The 9033-nt window shown below is 71.5% G+C and carries 11 protein-coding genes; 8 read left to right on the forward strand and 3 right to left on the reverse strand.

All coding sequences use genetic code 11. The features are described from left to right. The 5 genes from DEIPI_RS35050 to DEIPI_RS0126860 all read left to right on the forward strand — a co-directional run. Positions 1–317: HRDC domain-containing protein (locus DEIPI_RS35050; RefSeq protein ID WP_045235309.1), on the forward strand; the 317-nt coding region annotated here is incomplete at its 5' end. Further along, the gene (trmH, locus tag DEIPI_RS0126845) at positions 314–964 is read left to right on the forward strand and encodes a tRNA (guanosine(18)-2'-O)-methyltransferase TrmH (RefSeq protein WP_027483820.1); all 651 of its coding nucleotides are present in this window, start codon (positions 314–316) and stop codon (positions 962–964) included. The genes DEIPI_RS35050 and trmH, both read left to right, overlap by 4 nt. Before the next feature lie 113 nt (positions 965–1077). Further along, entirely contained in the window at positions 1078–2298 is a 1221-nt protein-coding gene (locus DEIPI_RS0126850; RefSeq protein WP_027483821.1) for a 2,3-bisphosphoglycerate-independent phosphoglycerate mutase, read from the forward strand. Positions 2299–2413: 115 nt separating this feature from the next. Beyond that, positions 2414–3436 carry a hypothetical protein gene (locus DEIPI_RS0126855; protein WP_027483822.1) on the forward strand — a complete coding sequence of 341 codons (1023 nt, stop codon included), beginning with the start codon at positions 2414–2416 and terminating at the stop codon, positions 3434–3436. After that, positions 3433–4467, forward strand: a complete 1035-nt coding sequence (locus DEIPI_RS0126860; protein WP_027483823.1) for a hypothetical protein — start codon at positions 3433–3435, stop codon at positions 4465–4467. The genes DEIPI_RS0126855 and DEIPI_RS0126860 overlap by 4 nt, the downstream gene beginning before the upstream one ends. Here DEIPI_RS0126860 and DEIPI_RS0126865 read toward each other — a convergent pair whose 3' ends face one another. Continuing rightward, positions 4468–5160, reverse strand: coding sequence for an SDR family oxidoreductase (locus DEIPI_RS0126865; protein ID WP_045235310.1), 693 nt, complete (start codon positions 5158–5160; stop codon positions 4468–4470). Further along, positions 5157–6386 (reverse strand): M24 family metallopeptidase, encoded by a 1230-nt coding sequence (locus DEIPI_RS0126870; RefSeq protein ID WP_027483825.1) that lies wholly within the window; start codon positions 6384–6386, stop codon positions 5157–5159. The genes DEIPI_RS0126865 and DEIPI_RS0126870 overlap by 4 nt, the downstream gene beginning before the upstream one ends. Positions 6387–6503: 117 nt before the next feature. On the opposite strand from DEIPI_RS0126870, the gene DEIPI_RS0126875 reads away from it, so the two are divergent. From DEIPI_RS0126875 to DEIPI_RS35055, 3 genes are all read left to right on the forward strand, one after another. Then, positions 6504–6902 carry a HesB/IscA family protein gene (locus DEIPI_RS0126875; RefSeq protein ID WP_027483826.1) on the forward strand — a complete coding sequence of 133 codons (399 nt, stop codon included), beginning with the start codon at positions 6504–6506 and terminating at the stop codon, positions 6900–6902. 93 nt (positions 6903–6995) lie between these two features. Further along, a complete protein-coding gene (ruvC, locus tag DEIPI_RS0126880) occupies positions 6996–7487 on the forward strand; it encodes a crossover junction endodeoxyribonuclease RuvC (protein ID WP_027483827.1) in 492 nt (163 codons plus the stop codon). After that, on the forward strand, positions 7484–8140 hold the full coding sequence (locus DEIPI_RS35055; RefSeq protein WP_045235311.1) for a PrsW family intramembrane metalloprotease: 657 nt from the start codon (positions 7484–7486) through the stop codon (positions 8138–8140). The genes ruvC and DEIPI_RS35055 overlap by 4 nt, the downstream gene beginning before the upstream one ends. A 1-nt stretch (position 8141) precedes the next feature. Here DEIPI_RS35055 and moaD read toward each other — a convergent pair whose 3' ends face one another. Beyond that, positions 8142–8825 (reverse strand): molybdopterin converting factor subunit 1, encoded by a 684-nt coding sequence (gene moaD, locus DEIPI_RS0126890; RefSeq protein WP_027483828.1) that lies wholly within the window; start codon positions 8823–8825, stop codon positions 8142–8144. Between the last annotated feature and the right edge of the window lie 208 nt (positions 8826–9033).

Here is a 9033-nt window from a genome sequence, read left to right on the forward strand (position 1 = left end):
CCGAACCCGAGCGGGACCTCCCGCCCGACCTGCCCGAGCACGCCGACCTGCCCGCCACGGGCTCCGCCGACCTCACCGCCGACCTCACGACGCAGCAGCTCGCGGCCTTCGAGCGTCTGCGCGAGTGGCGCAACGCCGAGGCCCGCCGTCAGGAGGTGTCGCGCTTCATCATCGCGTCGAACGCCACCCTCGCCGAGCTCGCCCGCCGCGCCCCCCAGACCGAGACGGAACTGCGCGAGGTGCGCGGCATGGGCCCCGAGCGCGTGCGCAAGTACGCCGACAAGATCCTCAACATGCTGCGGGGGCTGGGAGGTTGACCCCCGAACGCTACGCCAAGCTGCGCGGCGTCCTGGAGCGGCGCCAGCCCACCCTCACCGTCCTGATGGAGCAGGTGAACAAACCGCACAACTTCAGCGCGATCCTGCGCTCCTGCGACGCGGTGGGCGTCCTCGGCGCGCACGCCGTCGCGCCGCGCGGCGGGCTGCCCACCTACAGCGCCACGTCCGGCAGCGCGGAGAAGTGGGTGCACGTCGAGACGCACCCGGACGCGCTGAGCGCCATCGGGACGCTGCAGTCGCGCGGCTTCCAGGTGCTCGCCACGCACCTCTCCGCGCGCGCCGTGGATTACCGCGACCTCGACTACACCCGGCCCACCTGCGTGCTGCTCGGCGCGGAGAAGTGGGGCGTGTCACAGGAGGCCGCCGACGCCGCCGACCACAACGTCGTCATTCCCATGCTGGGCATGGTGCAGAGCCTCAACGTGTCCGTCGCGGCCGCCACGATCCTCTTCGAGGCGCAGCGCCAGCGGCTCGCGGCGGGCCTCTACGAGCGCCCCCAGCTGGAGGTCGCCGATCTGGAGCGCCGCCTGTTCGAGTGGGCCTACCCGGACCTCGCGCCGCTCTACCGCGAGCGCGGCGAGCCCTACCCGGCCCTCTCCGAGGACGGGCAGATCCTGCGCGGCTGATCCCGGACGCCTGAGAGGAAGGCCAGCGGGCCGGACGCGACGTGTCCGGCCCGCTGCCTGTACACTCAGGGCGCACGCGGACGGCCCCGCCGTCCCGACCGAGGAGGGAATTCATGCTCGATGTCATCCGTGAACTGGCCAAGGAAACACCCAGCAAGATCGTGATGGTGGTGCTCGACGGCGTCGGCGGTCTGCCGCGCGAACAGGGCGGCGACACGGAGCTCGCCACGGCCCGCACCCCGAATCTCGACGCGCTCGCCGCGCGCGCCCAGCTCGGGCAGGTGGAGCTCGTCGGTGCGGGCATCACGCCCGGCAGCGGTCCCGGTCACCTCAGCCTGTTCGGCTACGATCCCCTGAAGTTCACGGTGGGGCGCGGCGCGCTCTCGGCGGTGGGGATCGGCGTGAAGCTCGGCGCCGGGGACGTCGCGGTGCGCGGCAACTTCGCCACGCTCGGCGCGGGCCGCGTCGTGGAGGACCGCCGCGCGGGCCGTCCCAGCGACGAGGAGAACGTCCGCGTCGTCGCGAGGCTCCGCGCCGCCATCCCCGACATCGACGGGACGCCCGTGGAGGTCCACACGGAGAGCGAGCACCGCTTCGTCGTGGTGTTCCGCGCGCAGGGCACGCCGCTCGGCGCGAACATCTCCGACGTGGACCCCCAGGCGACCGGCGTGACGCCCCTGGTGGCGGAGGCGCACGACGCGGCCAGCGAACGCACCGCCCACCTCGTCAACACCTTCGTGGCGCGCGCCGAGGAGGCCCTGAAGGACGAGGCCGCCATCAACGGCGTGCTCTTCCGCGGCTACAGCGACGTGCCGCACTTCCCGAGCTTCCACGACGTGTACCGCCTCAGGGCCGCGTGCATCGCGTCCTACCCGATGTACAAGGGTCTCGCGTCGCTCGTCGGGATGGACGTCCTCGACGTGCCCGGCCACGAGGACGCCCTGCAGGAGAAGGTGCAGGTGCTGCGCGAGAACTGGGACAGGTACGACTTCTTCTTCTTCCACGTGAAGAAGACCGACTCCACCGGCGAGGACGGCAACTTCGACGAGAAGGTCCACAAGGTCGAGCTCTTCGACGAGCTCCTCCCGCAGATCCTCGACCTGAACCCGGACGTCCTCTCGATCGTCGGGGATCACAGCACCCCGAGCGTCCTGCTGACGCACTCGTGGCATCCGGTGCCCGTGCTGATCCAGAGCCGCTGGGGCCGCAAGGACGTCGCGGCGCGCTTCACGGAGGAGGAGGCGCAGAAGGGCAGCCTCGGCCTGCGGCGCGGCACGGACCTCATGCCGCTCCTGATGGCGAACGCCTTGAAGCTCCAGAAGTACGGCGCCTGAGCGGCTGAAAGGTGGAGGGCGGTCCCACACGTGGGACCGCCCTCCTTCTCTCGTGACGTGAGGTTTTTCTGCGGTGCGGCCCGCCCGGCCCCTACCGTCGGGACAGGTGCTGCCGATGAACAGCTTCTCCTCCCGTTCCCGGATCCTGCTGGCGGTCGTCGTGGTGTGCTGCGCCGCCCTGCTGACGTGGTTCATGCACGCGCTCGCGCTCGTGGCGCTCACGGTGGTCGCGCTCGCCGCCGCCGTGGCGGTGGGTGTCGCGGAGGCGCTGCGGCGCTGGACGCGCTTCAGGCCCCGGACCGCGCGGACGTTCGCGCTGTGGTTCACGTCCCTGAGCGCGCTCGCGTCCCTCTGGCCGCTCGCGGTGCTGCTCGTGCAGGTGTTCGCTCCGCTGCGCGTGCCCGTCGCGACCCTGACGAACGGCACACGGAGCGTGGAGTTCCATGGAATGATCCACATCGGGTCGCCCGCGTTCTACGCGGACGTCGCCCGTGACCTGAGCAGGGCCGAGCGCGAGGGCGTCCCCGTCCTGCACGAGGGTGTTCGGCGGAGTCGAGAGATGGACCGGAGACGCGTGATGGCGCTGACGGGCTCGTCGGGCGACCTCACCACGAACTATCGGGCGCAGGCGGCGGGCTGTGGGCTCGTGGATCAGGCGGACGCGCTGACGGACGCCCGCCGCAAACGTGACGCCGGCCATCCCCTGCACCGCGTCGCGGACGTCTCGTACGGCGACATGGTCGCCGAGTGGGACCGACTCCTGAAGCGAACCCCCGAATGGCGCCGCTTCGACGTCCCCGCCCACCTCGCCTCGGGCGAGGGGCCGGACTGGAACGCGATGCTCGATCAGCTCAGGCCCGTCCGCGTGCCCTTCGCGGCGACCTGCCGGGCGATCCTGTCGCTGTCGCGGGGACGGGCGGGCGTGGAGACGACGCCTTTCGCGCGGGAGATCATCTACGGACTGCGCGACCGGCACCTCGCGCGCCTCATCCACGAGGATTCCGCACGGCGGCTCGTCGTGCTCTACGGCGCGGGGCACCTGGAAGGAACGCTGCGGGCGCTCCGGAGCTTCGATCCCGCGTGGCGGGTGGAGTCCACGCGCTGGCGGTCGGCGTTCTCGTTCCGGGAGATTCGATGACGGGCCTCTCCCGCCGGGCGCTCGTCCTGCTCGGGGTGCTGTCCCTGGGAGCGTGGACGCTGGTGGTCTGGTTGTTCGGCACGCTCTCGTTCCTCATCCTGCTCGGCGGGGCCGTCGTTTCGGGCGCGGCATGGGCGCTGTCCGTCGCGCTTCGCCGCTGGACGCGCTTCAGACCCCGTCCTCCGCGTGCGGCGGCGCTGTGGTTCGTGGTCATGAGCGTCACCGTGGCGTCGTGGCCGCTGACGGTGCTGCTCGTGCAGGTGGTCATGCCGTTGCGAACGCCCGTCGCGACGCTCACCAACGGGTCGAGAACCGTGGAGTTCCACGGAATGATGCACGCGGCCTCACGCGCGTACTACGCGGACGTCACACGGGACGTGGAGGCGGCCCGGAACGCGGGCGTTCCCGTCCTGTTCGAGAAGGTTCAGCCGGGCACGGCGCGGAACACCCGCCGCTTCAGGCAGCTCTCCGGCGTTCCCATCGGAGAGCTGGGAGAGGTGTACGCCGTCCTCTCCACGATCTGTGGCCTGACGGGTCAGAAGACGGAGATGTCGGATATCTACCGTCGCCTCAACGAGCGCGCGCCAGGATTCGAGGTGGCGGACGTCTCCGTGGACGACATGGTGCGGGAGTGGGACCGCCTCGTACGTACGCGTCCGGGCTTCGCGGCGCAGGAGACGGCCGGACCGGCGACGACCATCGAGGGTTTAGGAGAGGACGATCTGGCTCTTGTGAGGTCCCTGCCACGTTCCTTCGAGCGGGTGACGGCTCCCGTCTGTCTGACGGCGATGAGGCTCGTCCTCCGCCGACCTGCCGCCCCTCCCACGCCGTTCCTCAGGCAGGTCGTCCGGGATTACCGTGACCGTCACCTCGCCGGGGTCATCGCACGTCATGAGGCCGGGCGGCTCGTCGTCGTCTACGGGACCGCACACCTCGACGGCACGCTCCAGGCTCTCAAAGAGCTCGATCCGGCATGGCGCGTGAAGTCGGTGCGGTACCGGTCCGCGCTGCCCTCGGCGGGCGTGTGGTGACTAGCGTGGGTTGACGCGCAGTTCGTCCACGTGCCCGCGCGGGGAGCGCGTGAGGACGAACACGACGGCGTCCGCGAGGTCGCGCGGGTCGATCATGGCCTCGGGCTTCATGCCGCTCTCGCGGTTGGCGGGCGTGTCGATCGCGCCCATGGGGACGAGGACGGTGGCGCGCACGCCCGCCTCGCGGCCCTCCGCGTCGAGGGATTTGAGGAACGCGTGCACGGCGCTCTTCGCGGCGGTGTACAGCGCGGCCCCGGCGCCCGCGCCGCGCGCCGCCTGACCCGCGCCGATCCCGACGATCACGCCGCGCCCGGCCGCGCGCATGGTGGGCAGCACGGCGCGCGTGGCGTGGAAGAGGGTGTCGACGTTCGCGGAGAACATCGCGCGGAGGTCCTCGGGGGTGGCCTCGTGGACCTTCCGCATCGCGAAGCCCCCGGCGGTGTGCACGAGGGCGTCCGCGCGGTACGCCGCGAGGGACGCGGCGCCCTCGTGGGTCGCGAGGTCCGCCTCGACGATCGTCTCGCCCTCGCGCGCGGTGAGGCCGTGCCCCCCGCGCGCGACGAGGACGAGCGTGGCGCCCGCCTCCCGCAGGGCGTCCGCGACGACGGTGGCGAGCGCGCCGCCCGCGCCGGTCAGCATGACGGTCCGGCCCGCGAGGGGCCCGCGCGTCTGTCCTCCCTGCGCGCCGCTCATGACGGGACGTTCTCCCCGAGGGCCGTGGCGCGCGCCGTTTCCCAGTCGCCCACGCCCAGCACGTAGGGGGTGTGCTGCACGGGCGTCGTGACCTCGGGACCGTCGGGGGCGAGGTACACGTTCACCTCGCTGCGGATGCCGTAACCCCGCTCGCGCGGGTACACGCCCGGCTCGACCGTCACGGCGAGCCCCGTCGTGAGGCGGCGCGTGTCGTGCGTCTCCAGGTCGTCGAGGTTCGCGCCGGGCCCGTGCAGCAGCACGCCGAGGTTGTGCCCGAGGCGGTGCGTGAAGTGCTCGCCGTACCCGCGCGCCGTGAGCAGGTCGCGCGCGGCGCGGTCCACCTGCCAGCCCTGCAGCGCGCCGTGCTCGCGCCGCATGAGCTCCACGGCGGCGTCGCGCGCGGCCGCCACGGCCTGCCAGGCGCGCGTGAACTCCGCGTCGGGTTCGCCCGCGAAGGCCATCCACGTGACGTCCGCGTTGGGGCGTCCGGGCTCCTGCCCCCACAGGTCGATCAGGACGCACTGGCCGCGCTCCAGCGTCGCGTCGTGCTCTCCGCCCGGCGCGTAGTGCGGATCGGCGGCGTTCGCACCGAAGCCCACGATGGCGGGGTGGTCCGTGACGAGGCCGCCCGCCTCGATGACGCGCATGATCTCGGCCTGCACCTGGGTCTCGCGGACGGGCTCGTTCGCGGTGAGGCGGTCGTGGACGAGGCGGAAGCCTGCGTCCTTCGCGTCCATCAGCACGGCCACGGCGCGGCGGTGCGCGGCGAGATCCTCGGGGGACCATTGCAGCAGGGCCTGCAGCAGGTCGGCGCTCGTGACGACGTCCACGCCCGTCTCGCGGACGCGCTCCAGCGTCCCGGCGTCCACGCGCGAGACGTAGGGCACGTCGCCGCGCGGGCTGTACTCCATCGCGATGCGGCGCGCGGAGGAGAGGACGTCGCGCAGGGCCGCGTCGAGCTCCTCGTGGGCGCTGTAGGGACGGCGGTCGAGGTCGGCGCCCGCGCCGATCGCGGCCCAGGTGCCGCCCTCGATGCGGTGATGCAGCAGGGCGGGGCGGCCCTCGCGCGGCACCCACACGAAGTAGCGGCGGGTGAGGTGCGCGCCCTCGGGCAGGCCGAGCAGCGTGCGCGCCAGCGGGTTGCTGCCCTGGAAGTCGTAGACGAGCCAGCCGTCGAGGTCGGTCCCCTGAAGCTGGCCACGGAGGTTCGTGAGGGCGTCTTGCATGCCCCAGCATAAGAGGCGCGGCGCACCTGGCAACCCTGCGACGCAATCCTGACCGCTGCGCTCGCCTTTAGGGTGAGATGCACCTTCGTTCACGAGCACCTTTGCTAGGCTCGGGACATGACGCAGGTCACCCAAGCCATCAGCATCAGCGAAACCGGCGCCCTCAAGGCGCAGAGCATCCTCGCCACCAGCGGCAAGGAGAACGCGGGTGTTCGCGTGTTCGTCAAGAGCGGCGGCTGCAGCGGCTACCAGTACGGCATGGCCATCGACGACCGCGAACTCGACGGCGACACCATCGTCGTGGACCGCGGCGTGAAGCTCGTCGTGGACCGTATGAGCCTCCCGCTCCTCCAGGGCTGCGAGGTGGACTACATCGAGAACATGATGGGCGGCGGCTTCACCGTCCACAACCCCAACGCCACGAGCGCCTGCGGGTGCGGGCACAGCTTCCGCACGGACGGCGCCGCCTCGCCCGACGGCGAGGGAAGCGGCGGCTGCGCGAGCGGCAACGCCTGATCCCATGACCCTCCCCGGGGCCGGCCAGGAGTCATCCTGCCGGCCCCGCGTGTTGAGCACGGCATTCCCTTCACTGTTGCTACACTGACCGCAATGATCGTCCTCGGCATCGACCCCGGCCTCGCCAACCTCGGTATCGGCATCGTGGAGGGAGACGCCCGCAAGGCGCGCCACCTGCACCACGTGTGCGTCTACACCGAGTCGGCGTGGCTGATGCCGCGCCGCCTGCTCTACCTGCACACCGAGCTGACGCGCCTCATCGAGATCTACCAGCCCGAGGCCGTCGCCATCGAGGATCAGTTCCTGCGCCGTCAGGCCGACGTGGCCTTCAAGGTGGGGCAGGCGGTCGGCGTGGTGCAGCTCGCCTGCGCGCAGATGGACCTGCCCATCCAGGCGTACGGGCCCATGCAGGTGAAGCAGGCGCTCGTGGGACACGGGCGGGCCGACAAGGCCCAGGTCCAGTACATGGTCAAGGCGTCGCTGGGCCTGCGCGAGATCGGCAGCAACCACGCGGCGGACGCGCTCGCGCTGGCCCTGACGCACCTCGCGCAGCAGCCGATGCGCCGGGCGCTCGCGGCGACGTGAGCTTCACGGTGCTGCTCGCGGTGACGCTGCTCCCGGCGGCGTTCTGGTTCTGGCTGTTCGCCCGGCGCGACATCCACCCGGAGCCCGCGTGGCTGCTGTGGCGCACCTTCGGCTACGGCGCGCTCGCGTGGCTGCTCTCCGCCGCGCTGGAGCTGAGCTTCAACGCCGTCCCGGTCGCGTGGGTGGTGGTGGTGCTCACCGCGCTGGTGGAGGAGGGCGCGAAGCTCCTCGCGGCGAGCACGGCGGTGCGCGAGCGGGACTTCGACGAGCCCGTCGACGGGCTGGTGTACGCCGTCACGGCGGCCCTCGCGTTCGCGCTGTTCGAGAACCTCGCGTACGGCCTGCAGTACGGGGTGGGCGTGGCCGTGTGGCGCGGCTCGTTCACGATGCTGGCGCACGCGCTGTTCAGCGTCCCGATCGGCTACGCCCTCGCGCGGGCGCACTTCACCCGCGAACGCTGGTGGCGCACGCGCGGCCTGCTGCTGAGCGCCGCGCTGCACGCGGGCTTCAACGGGCTGCTGCACGGCGTGGAGCAGTGGTGGATGCTGCCGATCCTCGCGCTCGTCCTGTTCGCGCTCTACCGCATCGCGGACCGGCTGTACCAGAGGCTGGCGCCCCTCAAGGACATGAGCTCCGAGCAGGGGACCCGCTGATCTAGAGGGTCGGGGCGCCCGTGCTGCCCTCCACCCAGGACTCGCCGTTCTCACCGACCTCCAGCTTCCAGACGGGCAGATGCACCTTGAGGTGCTCGATCAGGAAGTCGCAGGCTTCCAGCGCGGCCCGTCGGTGCGCGCTGCCCACCCCGATCAGGATGCTCGCCTCGGCGGGACGCAGACGGCCCGTGCGGTGCGCGACGTAGGCGCCGCCGAGGCCGTACCGTTCGCGCGCGAGGTCGACGGCGTCGTGCATGACGCGCAGCGCCATCGGCGGGTACGCCTCGTACTCCAGGTGATCCACGTCCATGCCCTTGTTGGGGGAGCGCACCGTCCCCACGAAGTACGCCTGCGCGCCCCAGCCGGGACGGACGAGGAAGTCGGCGGCGGCGCCCAGCTGGAGTTCCTCCTCCGTGACCACGCAGCGCACGTCCTCGTGCCCGCGGCCGGACCCTCCCGCGACGGGCGGCAGGAACGCGAGTTCGTCCCCGTCGGAAAGAGGAGTGTCGGGGGTGGCGTAGCGCTCGTTCACGGCGGCCATGCACCCGCCGAGACTCACCGGATGATCGCGTTCGACGAGACGCGCCGCGTCCCGGACGGTGGCCGAGTCCGGCAGGTCCACGGTGACCTCCCCGGTACCGGCTTCGCGCTTGAGACGGGCGAACAGCAGCACGCTGACCTTCATGCGCGCAGGCTAACACGCGTGCTCCTCTTGCATACAGGCAGAAGGAAAGGGTGCGCAGCACCCTTTCCTTCTGCTGTGTCAGGAAGGGGCGCTTGACACTTTTGGGTTGGTGGTCTATTCTTTTTGAGCCTCAGTTGAGGCGGTGCCCCTGGTGGGCGCGACGCATGACAACCGAAGAACCACGAACCAACCACCCTCGGGAGGCAAC

It is taken from the genome of Deinococcus pimensis DSM 21231 (genome assembly GCF_000519345.1).
GTDB lineage: Bacteria > Deinococcota > Deinococci > Deinococcales > Deinococcaceae > Deinococcus_A > Deinococcus_A pimensis.